Origin of the sequence: Pseudoroseicyclus sp. CXY001 (assembly GCF_041714655.1) — a bacterium.
GTDB lineage: Bacteria > Pseudomonadota > Alphaproteobacteria > Rhodobacterales > Rhodobacteraceae > Pseudoroseicyclus_A.
In genome coordinates this window covers 1,435,947-1,454,588 of the sequence record NZ_CP168219.1, presented here as the reverse complement: position 1 = coordinate 1,454,588, position 18,642 = coordinate 1,435,947, and the positions used below count along the sequence as shown (strand labels likewise).

Genomic DNA, 18,642 nt, shown 5'->3' with positions numbered 1-18,642 from the left:
GGTCAGACCTGCATGATTTCGGCCTGCTTGGTCTCCAGCGCCTTGTCGACATAACCGATATAGGTGTCGGTCAGGTCCTGCACCTCGGCCTCCCAGATCTTCTGGTCATCCTCGGCCATGCCGTCCTTCGCCTTCTTGATCTGGTCCATCCCGTCGCGGCGGAGGTTGCGGATGGCAACGCGGGCGCGCTCGGCGTAATCGCCGGCGACCTTCGTCAACTCGCGGCGCCGCTCTTCGTTCAGCTCCGGGATCGGCAGCATGATGATCGTGCCGTTGAGCTGCGGATTGATGCCGAGCCCGCTCTCGCGGATGGCCTTCTCGACCTTGCCGACGAGGCCCTTGTCCCAGACGTTGATGGTGACCATGCGCGATTCCGGCACGTTGACGGTGCCGACCTGGTTGATCGGCGTCGGGCTCCCATAGGCATCGACCATGATCGGCTCCAGCATCGAGGCCGAGGCCCGGCCGGTGCGGAGCGAGGCGAACTCGGTGCGCAGCGCCTGGATGGCCCCGTCCATCCGCCGCTTGAGATCGTCGGTATCGAGTTCGAAATCGTCTGCCATCTTCTGGTCTTTTCCTGATCTTGCTGCCCGTCCTGACGGCACCATATAACCGCCGCTGTCGCATCTGGCCAGCACCGGGCATGCAGGAATCGTGCAGGTGGCGCTTCGCCGCCGCGGAACGGAGGGCACCATGGAGGTGAGGCTGAGGCGCATGACGCTGGGCGATGCCGAGGCGCTTCACGCCGCCATCGGCAATGCCGAGACCTATGCGCCCGTGCACATCCCGCCGCCGGAAAGCGTGGACGTGCTCCGCGCCCGCATCGCCCGGCAGTTCAGTGGCCCGGGAGACGGCGCCGCGCTCTGGCTCAACTGGTGCGTGCTGGCGGAGGGGGCCGTCACCGGCTTCGTCCAAGCGACCGTGACGGGGGAGGAGGCGAGCCTCGCCTACGTGCTCGGCCACCGCCATTGGGGGCGCGGCATCGGCCTCGCTGCCACGCGGCTCGCCATCGCGGAGCTGGTCGCGCGCTACGGCGTGACGCGGCTCATCGCAGACACCGACGAGGCGAACCTCGCCTCGCAGGCTCTCCTCGCCCGGCTCGGCTTCACCTTCGACCGGCGGGATGGGCGCGATCTGCATTATCGGCGCCCCGCGTGACACCGCTTGCCCTGCCGCCTGCCCCCGTCTACGCTTTGCGGACAAATCCCAATACGGTGTTTCATGCTTATCGGCATTCTACAGACCGGCCACGCGCCTGACGCGCTGCGCCCGGCGCTGGGCGATTACGAGGATCTCTTCCGCCAGCTCCTCTCCGGCCAGGGCTTTTCCTTCGCCACCTACAATGTCGTCGACGGGGAGTTCCCCCCCGGGCCCGAGGCCGCCGATGGCTGGCTCATCACCGGCTCGCGCCACGGCGCCTATGAGGACCATGCCTGGATCCCGCCGCTCGAGGCGCTGATCCGCGCGATCCGCGATGCGGGCAAGCCCTTGGTCGGCATCTGCTTCGGGCACCAGATCATCGCCCAGGCGCTCGGCGGGCGGGTGGAGAAGTTCAACGGCGGCTGGGCCGTCGGCCGGCAGCTCTACGATTTCGACGGCGAGACCCGCGCGCTCAACGCCTGGCACCAGGATCAGGTGACGGAGGCGCCCAAGGGCGCCCGCGTCGTCGCCACGCATCCGTTCTGCGCCAATGCGGCGCTGGCCTATGGCGACAGGATCTTCACCGTGCAGGCGCATCCCGAATTCGGCTCGGCCTTCATCGAGGGGCTGATCGACAAGCGGGGCGCGGGCGTCGTGCCCGATCACCTTCTGCAGCAGGCGCGGGCCTCCCTGCCCCTGCCGAACGACAATGCGCGGCTCGGCGACGAGATCGCCGGCTTCTTCAAGGCACGGGTGCCGGCATGAACTGGCTCGACAGGATCCCCGACGCGGCGCGCGCCTATCTGGAGACGAAGAAGCTCGACGAGGTCGAATGCGTCATCGCCGACCTGCCGGGCATCGCTCGCGGCAAGGCCGTGCCCGCGGCCAAATGGGAGCGGCAGCAGCAGTTCCACCTGCCGAACTCGATCTTCTTCCAGACGATCACCGGCGACTGGGGCGAGGCCGCGGGGCCCGAGGGCTTCACCGAGCCCGACATGATCCTGCGCCCCGACCTCACGACGGCGACGGCGGCGCCCTGGACCTCCGACGGCACGCTGCAGGTCATCCACGACGCCTACGACCAGCGCGGCCGCCGCGTCGCCTATTCCCCCCGCAACGTGCTGATGCGCGTGGTGGAGCTCTATGAAGCGCAAGGGTGGAAACCCATCGTGGCGCCGGAGATGGAATTCTACCTCGTCGGCCGCAACACCGACCCGCGCCTGCCCATCGAACCGATGATGGGCCGGACGGGCCGCCCCGCCGCCGCGCGGCAGGCCTATTCGATGACCGCCGTCGATGAATACGGCCCCGTCATCGATGACATCTACGAATTCGCCGAGGTGCAGGGCTTCGAGATCGACGGCATCACCCAGGAAGGCGGCGCCGGCCAGCTTGAGATCAACCTCCGCCACGGCCACCCGGTGCGGCTGGCCGACGAGGTCTTCTACTTCAAGCGGCTGATCCGCGAGGCGGCGCTCAAGCACGATTGCTTCGCCACCTTCATGGCCAAGCCCATCGAGGGCGAGCCGGGCTCGGCCATGCATGTCCACCATTCGGTCACCGACATCGCCACGGGCCGCAACCTCTTTGCCGGCCCCCAGGGCGGCGAGACGGATGCCTTCTTCAACTTCATCGGCGGGCTGCAGGAGCATCTGCCGAGCGTCATCGCCGTGATGGCGCCCTATGTGAATTCCTACCGCCGCTATGTCCGCGACCATGCGGCGCCGATCAACCTCGAATGGGGGCGCGACAATAGGACGACCGGCATCCGCATCCCCGTCTGCCCGCCTGAGCAACGGCGGATCGAGAACCGGCTCGCCGGGATGGATTGCAACCCCTATCTCTGCATCGCCGCCTCGCTGGCCTGCGGCTATCTCGGCATGATGAACGAGATCCGCCCCGACAAGCGCTTCCGCGGTGACGCCTATGAGGCGGAAGACGCGATCCCGCGCGGCGTGCATGCGGCGCTCGACCTCTTCGACGAGGCCAAGGAGATCCACGAGGTGCTCGGCCCGGAATTCGCCCGCGTCTATTCGATCGTGAAGCGCACGGAATACGACGAGTTCCTGCAGGTGATCTCGCCCTGGGAGCGGGAGCACCTTCTGCTCAACGTCTGATAGAAGGCGGAGCGCCTGCGGAGCATTTCTTTGGTGCGATGAGGGGGCCTGCAGCCCCCTCAAACTCCCCCGCCGGTGTTTTCGGAACAGCGATGGGGAGGGGCGGACCCTGCCTTTCGCTTTCTTGCAAATACTCCGGGGGCGAATTGGCCACTCGCGGCCAAGAGGGGGGCAACGGTTGGACGGGCCCCCTGCCCCTTCTCAGGCCAGCGCCGTGACCTCGATCTCGAACTTCATGGCCGGCGTCAGCAGCCCCGCCTCGATCATCGTCGCGGCGGGGGGATTGTCGCCGAAGGCTTCGCGGAGGGCCGGCCAGCAGGGTTCGAAATCCGCCTTGTCGGGCAGGATATAGGTCACGCGGACGACGCGGGCGAAGGACGAGCCCGCCTCTTCCAGCGCCCGGCCGACGATGGCGAGGGCGTTGCGGCATTGCGCGGTAACGTCGTCGGGGAAGGTCCCGTCCGGCCCCGGGCCGGTGGTGCCGGAGACATGGACGAACCCGCCTGCAACAACAGCGCGGCAATAGCCGATTTTGGGCTCGAAGGCGCTGCCGGAGAAGATGCGCCGGATGCCCTCCGGCGCGGCCCCGTCAGCCGACACTCGCGGAGTCCTTCTTCGATTCCGCGTAGATCATCAGCGGCTTGGCATCGGGGCCCACCGCCTCTTCATTGACCACCACTTCGGTGACGTCGGAGAGGCTCGGCAGCTCGAACATCGAATCGAGGAGGATATCCTCCATGATCGACCTGAGGCCCCGAGCGCCGGTCTTCCGCTCGATGGCGCGGCGGGCGATGGCCGAGAGCGCGTCTTCGGTGAAGGTCAGCTTGGTGTCCTCGAGCTCGAAGAGCCGCTGGTACTGCTTGACGAGCGCGTTCTTCGGCTGGGTGAGGATGGTCACCAGCGCCGGCTCGTCGAGATCCTCGAGCGTCGCGATCACCGGCAGGCGGCCGACGAATTCGGGGATGAGGCCGAATTTCAGCAGATCTTCCGGCTCGAGATCGTGGAAGATCTCGCCGACGCCGCGGGCATCGGGGTCGCGCACATCGGCGCCGAAGCCCATGGCCGAGCCCTTGCCGCGCTGCGAGATGATCTTGTCGAGCCCCGCGAAGGCGCCACCGCAGATGAAGAGGATGTTGGTCGTGTCGACCTGCAGGAATTCCTGCTGCGGATGCTTGCGGCCGCCCTGCGGGGGGACACTCGCCACCGTGCCTTCCATGATCTTCAGAAGCGCCTGCTGGACGCCCTCGCCCGACACGTCGCGGGTGATGGAGGGGTTGTCCGACTTGCGGGTGATCTTGTCGACCTCGTCGATATAGACGATGCCGCGCTGCGCCCGCTCGACGTTGTATTCCGACGCCTGCAGGAGCTTGAGGATGATGTTCTCGACATCCTCGCCGACATAGCCGGCCTCGGTCAGCGTCGTGGCATCGGCCATGGTGAAGGGCACATCGAGGATGCGCGCCAGCGTCTGGGCGAGCAGCGTCTTGCCGCAGCCGGTGGGGCCGATCAGCAGGATGTTGGATTTCGCCAGCTCGATATCGGCCGATTTCGCCGCATGGTTGAGGCGCTTGTAGTGGTTGTGGACGGCGACGGAGAGCACGCGCTTGGCGTGGGCCTGGCCGATCACGTAATCGTCAAGAACCTCGCAGATGTCGCGGGGGGACGGCACGCCGTCGGCGCTCTTCAGCCCCGAGGATTTCTGCTCCTCGCGGATGATGTCCATGCAGAGCTCGACGCATTCATCGCAGATGAAGACCGTCGGGCCGGCGATCAGCTTGCGCACCTCATGCTGGGACTTGCCGCAGAAGCTGCAATAGAGCGTGTTCTTGCTGTCGCCGCCGCTCGCGTTCGCCATGTTGAATCCCCTGGCTGGTTCGGCCCTTCGCTTGCTGCCCAAGGCTGCTTTCGGCTCAGCCTAGAACAGGGCGATAGGGTCCACAATGCCAAATGACGGTTAAGAGTTGATGCCGCCGCCGGAGCCAATGGCCCGGGCGGCGGCAAGGATTTCTTAAGCTTTTTCGGTCTCGGGGCGCGAGGCCCCGGCCCGGATCGGCTCTCGCCTCAGCTCTCGGAGGCGCTCGGCGCCTGGGCGCGGGATTCGAGGATCTCGTCGATATGGTTCCAGGCCTTCGCCTCTTCCGGCGACATGAAGTTGTCGCGCTCGAGCGCCTTGTGCACCTCTTCGGGCGAATGGCCGGTGTGCCGGGCGTAGATGGCGATCAGCTTGTCCTTGATCTTCTGCGTCTCGGCGGCGTGGATCATGATGTCCGTCGCCTGGCCCTGATAGCCGCCGGACGGCTGGTGGACCATGATGCGGGCGTTCGGCAGCGAGAAGCGCATCCCGGCCTCGCCGCCGCAGGAAAGGAGCGAGCCCATCGAGGCCGCCTGGCCGACGACGAGGGTCGAGACCTTCGGGCGGATGTACTGCATCGTGTCGTAGATCGACAGGCCGGAGGTGACGACACCGCCGGGGCTGTTGATGTACATCGAGATTTCCTTCTTCGGATTCTCGGCCTCGAGGTGCAGAAGCTGCGCGACGATGAGCTGGCTCATGCCGTCATGCACGGGGCCGTTCACGAAGATGATCCGCTCCTTGAGGAGGCGGGAGAAGATGTCATAGGCGCGCTCGCCCCGGCTCGTCTGTTCGACGACCATCGGCACGAGGTTCATGTAGGTCTCGACAGGGTCTTGCATGGGAATGCTCCTTCGCGCGGGGGGCGCCCGGCCATTCTGGGGCCGGAAAAACTTCGGCTCATTTAAAGAAGCGGCCACGGGGCTTCAAGGGCAGCGGCCGGATGGGCCGGCCTGCCCGGGCGGCGGGGCCTGCGTCTGCGATCGGGCTTTGACAGAGGCTCGGCCCGGCGATAAGGTAAGTCATGACTTACGAAGGCGCAACCCCCGAGGCCGATGGCGCGATCGCCGCCCTCGCAGACCCGACCCGCCGGGCGCTCATCGAGCGGCTGCGGGCCGGCCCGCTGGCCGTCAGCGCGCTGGCCGAGGGGCTGCCCGTCTCTCGGCCCGCCGTCTCGCAGCATCTGAAGGTGCTCTCGGGCGCCGGGCTGGTCGAGGCGCGGGCGGAGGGGACGCGGCGGATCTACGCGCTCTCGCCCGAGGGCGTCGCGCGGCTGCGCGCCTATGTGGAGACCTTGTGGAGCGACGCCTTTGCCGGCTTCGCGGCCGCGGCTGAGAAGGAGAAGAAGGATGGGCATTGATCCCGGCAAGCTGGCCCCGGTGGAGCGGAGCGTCCACGTCCCGCTTCGCCCGAAGGAGGCCTTCCGGCTCTTCACCGAGCGGATGGAGGAATGGTGGCCGCTCGAGACGCATTCGATCGCCGCCGGAAGGGAAGAGGAGCCCGCCGGGCTGACGGTCGAGCCCCGCGAGGGCGGGCGCATCTTCGAGACGGCGCCGGACGGCACGGAGGCGGCCTGGGGCCGCATCCGCGACTGGCAGCCCGGCGCGCGGCTCGGGATCACCTGGCATGTCGGGCGCGACGAGGCGGAGGCGACGGAGGTCACGGTGACCTTCACGCCGACGGACCAGGGCACGATGGTGCATCTGGTGCACGACGGCTGGGAGGCGCTCGGCGGCGCCGCCACGGCGATCCAGGCGGGCTACGGGCCGGGCTGGGAACTGGTCCTCGGCCGGTTCGCGCTGGCCGTTGGTCGGATCGTGCCGGCATGAGCGCGATGCCCGGCGGCCGGGTGACCCTGCCGGGCTTCCTCGGGGTGCCGGATGTACTGATGCTCGGGTGAGCGTGGGCGGGGAGGTGGCCCCTACGCCCGGATCGGGGCCGAGCGCGCTCGTGCTGGCGTAGGGTGGGTTTTAAACCCACCTTGCCCCCGTTCAATCGAGCCGAACGCCACGGCACAGGGCGAGAGCGCGGGTCGGGTGTAGGGCGGGTTTTCAACCCACCGTCCTCCCCATCCATCCAAGCCGAACGTCGCCGCGCGGGGCGAGCGCCGGCCCGGGGGGTGGCGCTCCTGCCGATTGGACGGCGCGCTTTATGGTGCAACACCGCCCTCGCTCACCGCCGCGCCTGACGTCGACAGAGCGCCAGCCCGCGGGACGGGCCGGCGCTCGCCCTGCGCCGTGCCGGCGCGTACCGGGCGGGGGCACCGCTCGAGCGCTGCGCCATGGTGGGTTGAAAACCCACCCTACGGCATAGCCGACGGGCGGCTAATGGCCTCAAGCCGTGCTTCGCCTCCCCCACAAGCCCCCTACCCGCCCGGGATCGGGATATGCCCCGGCCGCTCGTCCTCCTCCGCCTCGCGCTCCACGGCGCGGGCGGCTTCCTTCGTCTCCATCTCGGCGCGGAACTCCTCGACGGAGATGTCGTCCTCGCTCGGCAGGGTCATCTCGTCGCCCGCCATCCCGTGCTGCTCGTCGTCCTTATGCCGCTCGGCCTCGCGCCGGGCCTTGACCGCCTCGCGCTCGGCCTGGCGCTTGGCGAGCCGCTCGGCCCGCGCCTCGCGCCGCCGTCTCCGCTCGGCGCGGAGCGCCACGTTGACTGCCGCGCCCACCAGCGTCAGCAGCGCCATGATGTAGAGCCACATCATCAGCGCCATGACCGCGCCGATCGAGCCGTAGAGCTCGTTGTAGCTGCCGAAGTTGCTGAGATAGATTGAAAATCCGGTCGATGCGAGAATGCCGCAGGTCACGGCGAAGAACGTCCCCGGATTGGCGATGGAGGCCCTGTCCCCCGGCACGTTCGGCCCCCAGCGGTAGAGCGCCCCCACGCCCACGAAGACGATGAAGACGCCGACCACCCAGCGCAGCCCCTGCGCGATGAGCTGCGTCAGAAGCGGCAGCGGCAGGACCGCCAGCACGAGGGGGGCGATGACGACGACGAGGAGCGCGGCGATGGCGAGGAGCATCAGCCCGCCCGTCAGCGAGACGACCCGCAGCATATGCGCGAGCCCCGAGCGTTCCGGCGCGCCATGGATGGCATTGAGCCCCCGCACCAGCGACGAGACAGAGGCGCGCGAGGTCCACAGCGCCAGCAGCACCGAGATCACCGTCGCCCAGCCCAGCGCGTCGCTCTGCGTCTCGAGCAGGCGCGAGACTTGGCTGTAGAGAATGCGGAAGACATCCTCGGGCATGAACTGCCGCCAGAGCGAGAACTGCTCCTCGACGATCACCGGGTCGGCGAGGATGCCGAAGAGCGCGATGACCGCGGCCAGCGCCGGGAAGATCGCGAACATGCCGAAGAAGGCCACGCCCGCCGCCGCCAGACCGAGATCGGCGCGGGAGATATTGGCGATGATCGCGCGGCCGACCCGGACGGGTGTGGTGTTCTTCATGCCGCCGAGCATGGGAGATGCGGAGCGCCTTGTCACCCTGCCCCCGGCCCCGGCGCGGCGATTTCCCGCGGGGGGCGCGCGGTTTGCGTTCCCCCATGGCGCCGCCGGCGTTATGAGGAAGAAGACCCGCCAGCCGGAGCGCCCCCTTGCTCAACATCTCCGCCCAGGTTTCCGCCCTTGCCGAGCGCATCCATGCCGCGCGGGAGGAGGTGCCGCGCCAGCTCGTCGCCCTCGCCGGGCCGCCGGGCTCGGGCAAGACGACGCTGGCGCGCGAGTTGCAGCGGCGCCTGCGCGACCAGCATTGCGCCGCCGAGGTGCTGCCGATGGACGGCTTTCACCTCGACAATGGCGTGCTCGACGAGATGGGGATGCGCTCCCGCAAGGGCGCGCCGGAGACTTTCGATGCTGCCGGTTTCGTCTATCTCGTCTCCCGCCTCGCCGAGGGGGAGGAGGTCGTCTGCCCCGTCTTCGACCGCACGCGCGACATCTCCATCGCCGGTGCGCTGGTCGTGCCCTCCGGCTGCCCGGTGGTCATCGTCGAGGGCAATTACCTCCTCTTCGACGAGCACCCCTGGCGCGAGCTGGCGGAGGGCTGGGACCTGTCGGCCTGGCTCGACGTGCCGAAGGCCGAGCTGCGCGCCCGCCTCGTCCAGCGCTGGCTAAGCTTCGGCCTCTCCCGCGCCGCCGCGATCCGCCGGGTGGAGAGCAACGATCTTCCCAATGCCGAGCGCATCATCGCCCGCGCCCTACCGGCGGATCTGACGATGACGCTCGAGGGCGCGTGACGCCCCCGTTTCGGCCCGCGAGCCTGCCGGTTGTCGCGGCCCCTTTGGGGTCTATGATGCAGACAATTGTTCCGGTTTTTCCGGATGGAGGCGCCGCGCGCCCCAGCCCGCCCCGGCCGACGACCGAGCGGGTCGCGGAAACACCGGGGCCCGGCCGGAGTTGCACTCATAAGCCCCGCAGAACGGGGCGCTCAAGGGAGGAGACAGAATGGAATCGAGACGACTGACCCAGCGCTCCATGGCCTTCGTCCTCGCCGGCGGCCGCGGCTCGCGGCTGAAGGAGCTGACGGATTACCGCGTAAAGCCGGCCGTCTATTTCGGCGGCAAGGCGCGGATCATCGACTTCGCCCTGTCGAACGCCATGAATTCCGGCATCCGCAAGGTCGCGGTGGCGACGCAATACAAGGCCCACAGCCTCATCCGCCATGTCCAGCGGGGGTGGAACTTCTTCCGCGCCGAGCGCAACGAGTTCCTCGACATCCTGCCCGCCAGCCAGCGGATGGACGAGAATTCCTGGTATCGCGGCACGGCCGATGCCGTCACCCAGAACGTCGATATCGTCGACAGCTACGACGTTGATTACGTGATCATTCTCGCGGGCGACCACATCTACAAGATGGATTACGAGGTCATGCTCCGCCAGCATGTCGAAAGCGGCGCCGACGTCACCATCGGCTGCCTCTCGGTGCCGCGCGAAGAGGCCTCGGCCTTCGGCGTCATGCATGTCGACGAGACCGACCGCATCACCTCCTTCCTCGAAAAGCCCGCCGACCCGCCCGGCATCCCCGGCGAGCCGGACAAGGCGCTGGCCTCGATGGGGATCTACGTCTTCAACTGGAGCCTCCTGCGCGACCTCCTGGTGCGCGATGCGGAGGACCCCAACTCCTCCCACGATTTCGGCAATGACCTGATTCCCGACCTCGTGAAAGGTGGCAAGGCCATGGCGCATCGCTTCGACGACAGCTGCGTGCGCGACCCGGGCCGCCCCGCCTACTGGAAGGATGTCGGCACCGTCGATGCCTTCCACCAGGCCAATATCGACCTCACGAATTTCGACCCCGATCTCAACCTCTGGGACACGCAATGGCCGATCTGGACCTATTCCGAAGGCGCCCCGCCGGCGAAATTCATCCATGACGAGAAGGACAGGCGCGGCGTCGCCATCTCGTCCATGGTGTCCGGCGGCTGCGTGATTTCTGGCACCGAGGTCCGCAATTCGCTGCTTTTCACGCAGGTGCACACGAATTCCTACGCTGTCCTCGATCATGCCGTTGTCCTGCCATATGTGACGGTCAATCGTTCGGCGCGGCTCCGGCGTGTCGTGATCGACAGGGCCGTGACCATCCCCGAGGGGCTGGTCGTCGGAGAGGATCCGGACGAGGATGCCAAGTGGTTCCGCGTCACGGAGCGTGGCGTGACCTTGATCACCCAGGCGATGCTCGACCGGCGCGCCGAGGCGCAATAGGCGAGCCCCGGCGGACCGGGGCCGAGAAACGGGGAAGACCTTGTGAGAGACGTGCTTTCGGTGGCGTCGGAATGCGCGCCGCTGGTGAAGACGGGGGGGCTCGCCGATGTCGTCGGCGCCCTTCCGGCAGCACTGAAGGGCGAGGGCGTCCGGGTGCTGACGCTGCTGCCGGGCTATCCCAAGGTCATGGCCGCGCTCGGCGCCGCCTCCGGCACGCTCCTCGACGAGCCCGAGCTCTTCGGCGGCCCGGCGCGGGTCGTCGCCGGCCAGGCGGCGGGGCTCGACATTCTCGCCATCGAGGCGCCGCATCTCTATGCGCGCGAGTGCGGGCCCTATCTCGACCCCGAGGGGCGCGACTGGCCCGACAATCCCGAGCGCTTCGCGGCGCTGAGCTGGATCGCCGCGCGCATCGCCGGGGGCGCCCTGCCCGGCTGGCGGCCGTCGGTGATCCACGCACATGACTGGCAGGCCGGGCTGGTGGCGGACCATCTGGCGAAGCAGGGAGTCAGCGATGTCGGCACGATCCTGACGATCCACAACATCGCCTTCCAGGGCCTCGTCCCCGCCCATCGGCTCGAGGATCTGCGGCTCGATCCCGGCCGCTATACGCAAGGCGGCTTCGAATACTGGGGCCAGGTCTCGATGCTGAAGGCCGGGCTCACGGCCTGCGACAAGCTCACGACCGTCTCGCCCACCTATGCCAACGAGCTGATGCGGCCCGAATTCGGCATGGGGCTCGACGGGGTGATGCGCGAGCGGCGTGCCGACCTTGCCGGCATTCTCAACGGCATCGACGACGCGACATGGAACCCCGGCGAGGACGCGCTGATCCCCGCGCCCTACACCAGGCCGCGCGGCAAGGCCGCCAACAAGGCGGCGCTCCGCGAGGAATTCGGGCTCGGCGAGGCCGCCGGCCCGCTCTGCATCGTCGTCTCGCGCCTGACCGAACAGAAGGGCATCGACCTTCTCATCGAGGCGCTGCCGGTGCTCCTGGAGCGCGGCGGCCAGCTCGCGCTTCTCGGCTCGGGCCACCGGTCGATGGAAGCGGCGCTGAACGACGCCGCCGCGGCGCATGACAATGTCGCCGTGCGCATCGGCTATGACGAGGCGCTCTCGCACCGGATGATGGCCGGCGCCGATACCATCCTCGTGCCCTCGCGCTTCGAGCCCTGCGGGCTGACGCAGATGTATGGCCTGCGCTACGGCACCGTGCCGCTCGTCGCCCTCACCGGCGGGCTGGCAGACACCGTGATCAACGCCTCGCCCATGGCGCTGGAGCGCGGCGTCGCCACTGGCCTGCAGTTCTGGCCGGCCGATGCCGAGGGGCTGAAGAACGCCCTCTCGCGGCTCTGCGACCTCTACGAGGCCGGCCCGACCTTCCGCCAGATGCAGAAGAACGGCATGGCGCAGCCCGTCGGCTGGGCGGGCTCCGCCGCCGCCTATGCGCGGCTCTATGACGAGGTCGGGGCCCGCTGATGCCCGGCCGCTTTGCCATCAAGCCCGGACGGGCCACGCCGCTCGGCGCCACCTTCGACGGCGAGGGCGTCAACTTCGCCGTCTTCTCGGAACATGCGACGCGGATGACGCTCTGCCTCTTCTCGGAGGACGGCAAGGACGAGACGCTGACCATCGACCTGCCCGAGCATGACGGCCATGTCTGGCACGGCTATCTGACCGGCATCCGCCCCGGGCAGCATTACGGCTACCGCGCCCATGGCCCCTACCGGCCGGACGAGGGGCACCGGTTCAACCCGCACAAGCTGCTCATCGACCCCTATGCCAAGAAGCTCTCGGGCGCGCCTCGCTGGCACGATGCGCTGATGGGCTACGACGTCAGCGCCATGCACAAGGACCTGACGTTCGACACCCGCAACTCGGCCCCCTACATGCCGAAATCCATCGTGGTGGACCCCTGCTTCTCCTGGGGCAACGACCGCGCGCCGCGCACGCCGCTGCACGAGACGATCATCTACGAGGCGCATGTGAAGGGGCTGACGGCGGCGAAGCCCGGCACGGCCTGGCCCGGCACCTACCTCGCCCTCGCCTCCGACCCGGTGATCGACCATCTGGTGAAGCTCGGCATCACCGCCATCGAGCTCTTGCCCGTCCATGCCTTCATCGATGACCGCTTCCTGCTCGACAAGGGGCTGAAGAACTACTGGGGCTACATGTCCATCGGCTTCTTCGCCCCGGAGCCGCGCTACATGGCGACGAAAGACATCGGCGAGTTCCAGCACATGGTCGCCCGGCTCCATGCCGCCGGGATCGAGGTGATCCTCGACGTGGTCTACAACCACACGGCGGAGGGCAACCAGCTCGGGCCGACGCTGAGCTTCAAGGGGCTCGACAACGCCTCCTACTACCGACTCGCCGAGACGCCGCGCTATTACATCAACGACACCGGCACGGGGAACACGCTGAACGTCGACCATCCGATGGTCCTGCGGATGATCATGGACAGCCTCCGCTACTGGGTCGAGATCATGCATGTCGACGGCTTCCGCTTCGACCTCTGCTCGACGCTGGGGCGGACGGAGGAAGGCGGCTTCGACCGCGGCGCGGCCTTCTTCGACGCGATCCGGCAGGACCCGGTGCTGAGCCGCGTCAAGCTCATCGCCGAGCCCTGGGACATCGGCCCCGGCGGCTACCAGCTCGGCGCCTTCCCGCCGCCCTTCTCGGAATGGAACGACAAGTTCCGCGACGAGGTCCGCGCCTTCTGGCGGGGCGATGCCGGCCATGCGCCGCGGCTCGCCAACCGGCTGACCGGCTCGGCCCAGCAGTTCGACCACGACACGCGGCCCGCCACCTCCTCCGTCAACTTCCTGACGGCCCATGACGGCTTCACGCTGATGGACGTGGTGAGCTACGCCGAGAAGCACAACGAGGCCAATGGCGAGGAGAACCGCGACGGCCATTCGGAGAACCTCTCCGACAACATGGGCGAGGAAGGGCCGACGACCGACAAGGCCCGCCGCGCCGCCCGCGCGCTCCGCCGGCGCAACATGCTGGCGACGCTGCTGTTCAGCCAGGGCACGCCCATGATCCTCGCCGGCGACGAGCTGGGCAATTCCCAGCGCGGCAACAACAACGCCTATTGCCAGGACAACGAGATCGGCTGGGTGGACTGGGGCGCGGCGGATCCCGACTTCCTCGCCTTCGTGCAAAAGCTCATCACCTTCCGCAAGGATCACCCGATCCTGCGGCAGAAGCGCTTCCTGCATTCCCGCCCCCGGCTCATCGACGGCAAGCCCGACCTCTTCTGGCGGCGCCCGGACGGCGAGGTGATGGGCGAGGAGGATTGGGCGCAGCCGGATCTGCGCTGCATCGTCTCGGAATTGCGCACCGCCTCGGGCACCCCCGAATATGCGACGCAGGAACATGCGATCCTGTGCGTGTACAATGGCGGCGCGGGCGTCAACGTCACCCTGCCGCCGCCGCCCGAGGGGCGCCGCTGGGTCCGCCATATCGACACCGCCCGCCCCTATGCCGGCCCGAAGCCGGCGCGCGAGGTGGCGCGGGTCAGGGAGAGTTCCGTCGTCGTCTTCGTGCAGGAAGAGACGACGGCAAAGCGTAACTGAACACGGGGGAAGGTCTCATGGAGATTCTCGAGATCGAGACACGGCCGATCGAGGGGCAAAAGCCCGGCACGTCGGGGCTGAGGAAGAAGACGCATGTCTTCATGTCCCCGCATTACCTTGAAAACTATGTGCAATCCATCTTCGACGGCATCGGCGGCGTGGGCGGCAAGGTGCTCGTCCTCGGCGGCGACGGGCGCTATTTCAACGCCCAGGCGGCCCAGGTGATCCTGCGCATGGCCGCCGCCAACGGCGCGGCGAAGGTGATCGTCGGGGTGGGCGCGCTGATGTCGACGCCCGCCGCCTCGCACCTCATCCGCAAGCGGGGCACCGATGGCGGGCTGATCCTCTCGGCCAGCCACAACCCCGGCGGGCCGGAGGAGGATTTCGGCCTGAAATACAACATGCCGAACGGCGGCCCGGCGACGGAGGGCGTCAGCGACCGCATCCATGCGGCGACGCAGACCCTGACGCGCTACAAGATCGCCGAGACGGCGGACGTGGACCTCTCCGCGCCCGGCCAGGCGCGGCTCGGCAGGATGGAGATCGAGATCGTCGATCCGGTCGAGGATTACGCGGCGCTGATGGAGGAGCTCTTCGACTTCGACGCGCTGGAGGCGCTCTTCAAGGGCGGCTTCTCCATGGTCTTCGATGCGATGCATGCGGTGACCGGCCCCTATGCGAAGGCGATCCTCGAGGGCAGGCTCGGCGCCGCGCCGGGCACCGTCATTAATGCCGAGCCCAAGCCCGATTTCGGCGGCGGCCACCCCGACCCCAACCCGATCTGGGCAAAGCCCCTGGTCGACCGGATGATGAGTGAGGACGCCCCCGATTTCGGCGCCGCCTCCGACGGCGACGGCGACCGGAACATGATCCTCGGGAAAGGCATTTACATCACCCCCTCCGACTCGCTGGCGGTGCTGGCGGCCAATGCGCATCTGGCCCCCGCCTATGAAGGCGGGCTGAAGGGCGTCGCCCGCTCGATGCCCACCTCGGCGGCGGTCGACCGGGTGGCGGAGGCGATGGGCATCTCCTGCTACGAGACCCCCACCGGCTGGAAGTTCTTCGGCAACCTCCTCGACGCCGGCCGCGCCACGCTCTGCGGCGAGGAAAGCGCCGGCACCGGCTCCGACCATGTTCGCGAGAAGGACGGTCTCTGGGCCGTGCTCCTGTGGCTCAACATCCTCGCCGCGTCGGGCAAGTCGGTGGCCGAGCTGATGGAAGCGCATTGGCAACGATACGGCCGCAACTACTACTCGCGCCACGATTACGAGGATGTCGATGCCGGGGTGGCGGGCGAGATGGTGGAGGAGCTCCGCGAGCAGCTCGGAACGCTGCCGGGGCAGAAGGTCGGCGGGCTGACGGTCGAGAGCGCGGAGGAATTCGCCTATGACGACCCGGTGGACGGCTCCCGCTCCGAGCGGCAGGGGCTGATCTTCGGCTTCGAGGGCGGCGGGCGCGCGGTCATCCGCCTCTCCGGCACCGGCACCGTCGGCGCGACGATCCGGCTCTATCTGGAGCGGCTGGAGACCGATCCGGCGAAGCTCGGCGACGACCCCCAGGAGGCGCTCGCCCCGGTCATCGCCGCCGCCGAGGCCCTCGCCGGCATCAAGGCCCGCTCCGGCCGCGACGGGCCGAACGTGATCACTTGAGGGACACGGCGCAGGGTGGGTTTGTAACCCACCTTCCGCGGCCGGGACCGTCGCCGCCTAGGTGATCACCCCGAAAAGGGGCGCGGCCTTCGGGCCTCGCGTAGGGTGGGTTTGTAACCCACCTTCGCCGCCGCCTTCTACCCCCGCGCGTGTGGCCTTGCGATTGGTGCGGAGCCCTCACCACCTGGGCCGTCTCCTGCCTGCCCTCCCGCCCTACCGAGCGATCCGCATCTCCGCCCGGAGCCCGCCGAGCGCGGAGGTGCCGAGCACGAGCCGCCCGCCGTGGCTCCGCGCGATGTCGTCCACGATGGCGAGCCCGAGCCCCACGCCGGCGCCCCCCACATCGCCCGGAGACTGGCTCCGCGCCGGGTCGAGCCGCGCGAAGGGGCGCATGGCCTCCTCGCGCTGCGCCTCCGGGATGCCGGGGCCGTCGTCCTCGACCACGAAGGCCAGCCAGCCCTCCCCCGCCTCCAGCGACAGGCGGACCTCCTTCCCGTGCCGCAGAGCATTGCCGATGAGGTTGCCGAGCGCCCGGCGGATTGCCATCGGCCGGAGCCGCGCCGGACCAAGCGCCGGGCTCTCGCCCAGCGTCACCGCCCCGCCGCCCCGCGCCGCATCCTCCGCCGCGCGGGCGAGGAGCTCGGCGGGCTGCACCTCCTCCTCCACATCGCCCGAATCCCCCCGGGCGAAATCGAGGAAGGCCGCCACCATCCGCTCCATGTCGCGCACGTCGCGGCGGAGCGGCTCCGCCTCCTCCTCGCTCATGAGCTCCAGCCCGAGATGCAGGCGCGTCAGCGGCGTCCGGAGGTCATGGCTGATGCCTGAGAGCATGAGCACCCGCGCCTCGCGCTGCGCCTCGATCCGGTCCCGCATGTCGACGAAGGCCTGCCCCGCCTGATGCACCTCCACCGCGCCGCCGGGCCGGTAGGGCAGCACGCGGCCCTTGCCATAGGCGCTCGCCGCCGCCGCGAGGCGCTTGATCGGGCGAAGCTGGCTGCGCAGGAACGCATAGGCGATCATCGCGAAGAGGAGCCCGAAGACGATGGTCCAGAGGAGCAGCTGATGCGGGTTGGAGGCCGAGACGCGCGTCCGCCGGAAAGTCACCCGCATCTCCCCCCTCTCGGTCGAGAGCCAGAGCCGCACGCGCCGCTTGTCCTGAAAGCTGATCGCCGTGAAGCCGGGCAGCGCCGCGCCGGCCATCTCGGTCACGACGCGGGCAGAGAGATCCCAGGGCTGGCGCCAGTCCTCCGCCGGCGCATCCGCCACGGGCAGCGCGATGGCGATCTGCAGCGCCCGCCCGAGCTCGCCGGCCCGGAGCTGCGCGGCGGCGAGGGAGGGCGCGGCGGCCAGCTCCTCCGTCACGAGCCCGAGGTCATAGAGGATCGAGCGGGTCATCTGCTCGGTCACCCCCTCGTAATGGCGCTGGACAAAGCTGACGGAGACGAAAAGCTGCAGAAGCACGACAGGCAGGATCAGGATAAGCGCCGCCCGCCCGTAAAGGCCGCGCGGCAGAAGGGGTTTGGCCCGGGTGAGAAACATGCCGAAGGCTAGCGCCGCCATGGCGGGAGCGGAAGGGTGAGCGGTGTACCGGAGGTCCGCCGCCTCGTCGCGCCCAACCCCTCGCCGATGACCGAGCGGGGCACCAACACCTGGCTCATCGGACGCGAGGTGCTCGCGGTGATCGACCCCGGGCCGGCGGATGAGGCGCATCTGGCGGCGCTCACGGCCGCGATCGGGGGCCGGCCGGTCGCGGCGATCCTCGTGACGCATCCGCATCTCGACCATTCCGCCCTGGCGCCGGCCCTGGCCGAGGCGACCGGCGCCCCGGTGATGGCCCATGGCGGCGCGGCGGAGGGCCGCTCGCCGGTCATGGCCCGGCTGGCGGCGGAGGGGCTGACGGGCGGCGGCGAGGGAGCGGACGCGGCCTTCTGCCCCGACCGCCGGCTCGCGGATGGCGAGGTGATCTCGGGCCCCGGCTGGGCGCTGGAGGCGCTCTGGACCCCCGGCCACATGGGCGCCCATCTGAGCTTCCGCCTGGGGGACGACATCTTCACCGGCGACCTCGCCATGGGCTGGGCCTCCTCTCTCATCTCGCCGCCCGACGGCGACGTCGCGCAGTTCCGCGCCTCATGCCGGCGGCTGCTGGCGCTGGGGCCCGGGCGCCTCCTCCCCGGCCATGGCGACGTCGTCGAGGCCGGCGCGGCCCGGCTCTCCTGGCTCCTCGACCACCGCGCCGCCCGCGAGGCAGAGATCCGCGCCGCCCTCGCCGCCACCCCGGCGAGCCCGCAGGAGCTCGCGGCCCGGCTCTACGCCGGCCTGCCCCCCGCGATGCTGCCCGCCGCCGCCCGCAACGTCCTCGCGCATCTCATTGATCTGACGGAAAGAAATCTGGCCCGCCCCGAAGGCCCCCTCACCCCGGACGCCCGCTTCCACCGCCTATGATTTTTTCGCCCCGGCCCCGTTTACACCCCCCGCCCCCATTGCTATATCGCCGCCGGTGGTCCGGCGTAGCTCAGCGGTAGAGCAGTTGACTGTTAATCAATTGGTCGTAGGTTCGATCCCTACCGCCGGAGCCAAAAAACAGCCCTCCTGGCAAGCGCCGTGGAGG

At 68.9% G+C, this 18,642-nt stretch carries 17 protein-coding genes and 1 tRNA gene; 12 read left to right on the top strand and 6 right to left on the bottom strand.

What is annotated here, in order from left to right:
* Positions 1–2: 2 nt before the first annotated feature.
* Positions 3–563: a ribosome recycling factor gene (gene frr, locus ACAZ03_RS07005; protein ID WP_373356709.1), complete on the bottom strand. Its 561-nt coding sequence runs from the start codon at positions 561–563 to the stop codon at positions 3–5.
* Between the two features lie 130 nt (positions 564–693).
* Here frr and ACAZ03_RS07000 point away from each other — a divergent pair, with 130 nt between their 5' ends.
* The 3 genes from ACAZ03_RS07000 (at position 694) to ACAZ03_RS06990 (ending at position 3,257) form a co-directional block, all read left to right on the top strand.
* Positions 694–1,158 (top strand): GNAT family N-acetyltransferase, encoded by a 465-nt coding sequence (locus tag ACAZ03_RS07000; protein ID WP_373356708.1) that lies wholly within the window; start codon positions 694–696, stop codon positions 1,156–1,158.
* A 63-nt stretch (positions 1,159–1,221) separates the two neighbouring features.
* Positions 1,222–1,905: a type 1 glutamine amidotransferase gene (locus ACAZ03_RS06995; protein WP_373356707.1), complete on the top strand. Its 684-nt coding sequence runs from the start codon at positions 1,222–1,224 to the stop codon at positions 1,903–1,905.
* Positions 1,902–3,257 carry a glutamine synthetase family protein gene (locus ACAZ03_RS06990; protein ID WP_373356706.1) on the top strand — a complete coding sequence of 452 codons (1,356 nt, stop codon included), beginning with the start codon at positions 1,902–1,904 and terminating at the stop codon, positions 3,255–3,257. Before ACAZ03_RS06995 ends, ACAZ03_RS06990 begins: the two co-directional genes overlap by 4 nt.
* A 201-nt stretch (positions 3,258–3,458) precedes the next feature.
* Here the strand turns inward: ACAZ03_RS06990 and ACAZ03_RS06985 are convergent, their stop codons facing one another.
* The 3 genes from ACAZ03_RS06985 to ACAZ03_RS06975 all read right to left on the bottom strand — a co-directional run bounded on the left by ACAZ03_RS06985 (position 3,459) and on the right by ACAZ03_RS06975 (position 5,951).
* A complete protein-coding gene (locus ACAZ03_RS06985; RefSeq protein ID WP_373356705.1) occupies positions 3,459–3,857 on the bottom strand; it encodes a RidA family protein in 399 nt (132 codons plus the stop codon).
* Positions 3,847–5,112: an ATP-dependent Clp protease ATP-binding subunit ClpX gene (clpX, locus tag ACAZ03_RS06980; protein ID WP_373356704.1), complete on the bottom strand. Its 1,266-nt coding sequence runs from the start codon at positions 5,110–5,112 to the stop codon at positions 3,847–3,849. Before clpX ends, ACAZ03_RS06985 begins: the two co-directional genes overlap by 11 nt.
* Before the next feature lie 206 nt (positions 5,113–5,318).
* A complete protein-coding gene (locus tag ACAZ03_RS06975; protein ID WP_373356703.1) occupies positions 5,319–5,951 on the bottom strand; it encodes an ATP-dependent Clp protease proteolytic subunit in 633 nt (210 codons plus the stop codon).
* Positions 5,952–6,133: 182 nt separating this feature from the next.
* Between ACAZ03_RS06975 and ACAZ03_RS06970 the strand changes: the two genes are divergently transcribed.
* Together ACAZ03_RS06970 and ACAZ03_RS06965 are read left to right on the top strand one after the other, a co-directional pair.
* Positions 6,134–6,469, top strand: coding sequence for an ArsR/SmtB family transcription factor (locus ACAZ03_RS06970; protein ID WP_373356702.1), 336 nt, complete (start codon positions 6,134–6,136; stop codon positions 6,467–6,469).
* On the top strand, positions 6,459–6,938 hold the full coding sequence (locus ACAZ03_RS06965) for an SRPBCC domain-containing protein (RefSeq protein ID WP_373356701.1): 480 nt from the start codon (positions 6,459–6,461) through the stop codon (positions 6,936–6,938). Before ACAZ03_RS06970 ends, ACAZ03_RS06965 begins: the two co-directional genes overlap by 11 nt.
* A 536-nt stretch (positions 6,939–7,474) precedes the next feature.
* Here ACAZ03_RS06965 and ACAZ03_RS06960 read toward each other — a convergent pair.
* Positions 7,475–8,557, bottom strand: coding sequence for a YihY/virulence factor BrkB family protein (locus ACAZ03_RS06960; RefSeq protein WP_373356700.1), 1,083 nt, complete (start codon positions 8,555–8,557; stop codon positions 7,475–7,477).
* Between the two features lie 146 nt (positions 8,558–8,703).
* On the opposite strand from ACAZ03_RS06960, the gene ACAZ03_RS06955 reads away from it, so the two are divergent.
* The 5 genes from ACAZ03_RS06955 (at position 8,704) to ACAZ03_RS06935 (ending at position 16,034) form a co-directional block, all read left to right on the top strand.
* Entirely contained in the window at positions 8,704–9,342 is a 639-nt protein-coding gene (locus tag ACAZ03_RS06955) for a nucleoside triphosphate hydrolase (protein ID WP_373356699.1), read from the top strand.
* Between the two features lie 208 nt (positions 9,343–9,550).
* Positions 9,551–10,807: a glucose-1-phosphate adenylyltransferase gene (gene glgC / locus ACAZ03_RS06950; protein WP_373356698.1), complete on the top strand. Its 1,257-nt coding sequence runs from the start codon at positions 9,551–9,553 to the stop codon at positions 10,805–10,807.
* 42 nt (positions 10,808–10,849) lie between these two features.
* Entirely contained in the window at positions 10,850–12,283 is a 1,434-nt protein-coding gene (gene glgA, locus ACAZ03_RS06945; RefSeq protein ID WP_373356697.1) for a glycogen synthase GlgA, read from the top strand.
* A complete protein-coding gene (gene glgX / locus ACAZ03_RS06940) occupies positions 12,283–14,385 on the top strand; it encodes a glycogen debranching protein GlgX (protein ID WP_373356696.1) in 2,103 nt (700 codons plus the stop codon). Before glgA ends, glgX begins: the two co-directional genes overlap by 1 nt.
* Before the next feature lie 17 nt (positions 14,386–14,402).
* On the top strand, positions 14,403–16,034 hold the full coding sequence (locus ACAZ03_RS06935) for an alpha-D-glucose phosphate-specific phosphoglucomutase (protein ID WP_373356695.1): 1,632 nt from the start codon (positions 14,403–14,405) through the stop codon (positions 16,032–16,034).
* Between the two features lie 213 nt (positions 16,035–16,247).
* Here ACAZ03_RS06935 and ACAZ03_RS06930 read toward each other — a convergent pair whose 3' ends face one another.
* Positions 16,248–17,573, bottom strand: a complete 1,326-nt coding sequence (locus tag ACAZ03_RS06930; protein ID WP_373356694.1) for an ATP-binding protein — start codon at positions 17,571–17,573, stop codon at positions 16,248–16,250.
* A gap of 36 nt (positions 17,574–17,609) precedes the next feature.
* Here ACAZ03_RS06930 and ACAZ03_RS06925 point away from each other — a divergent pair, with 36 nt between their 5' ends.
* A complete protein-coding gene (locus ACAZ03_RS06925; RefSeq protein ID WP_373356693.1) occupies positions 17,610–18,476 on the top strand; it encodes an MBL fold metallo-hydrolase in 867 nt (288 codons plus the stop codon).
* 59 nt (positions 18,477–18,535) lie between these two features.
* A tRNA-Asn gene (locus ACAZ03_RS06920) sits at positions 18,536–18,610 on the top strand.
* Positions 18,611–18,642 lie beyond the last annotated feature (32 nt).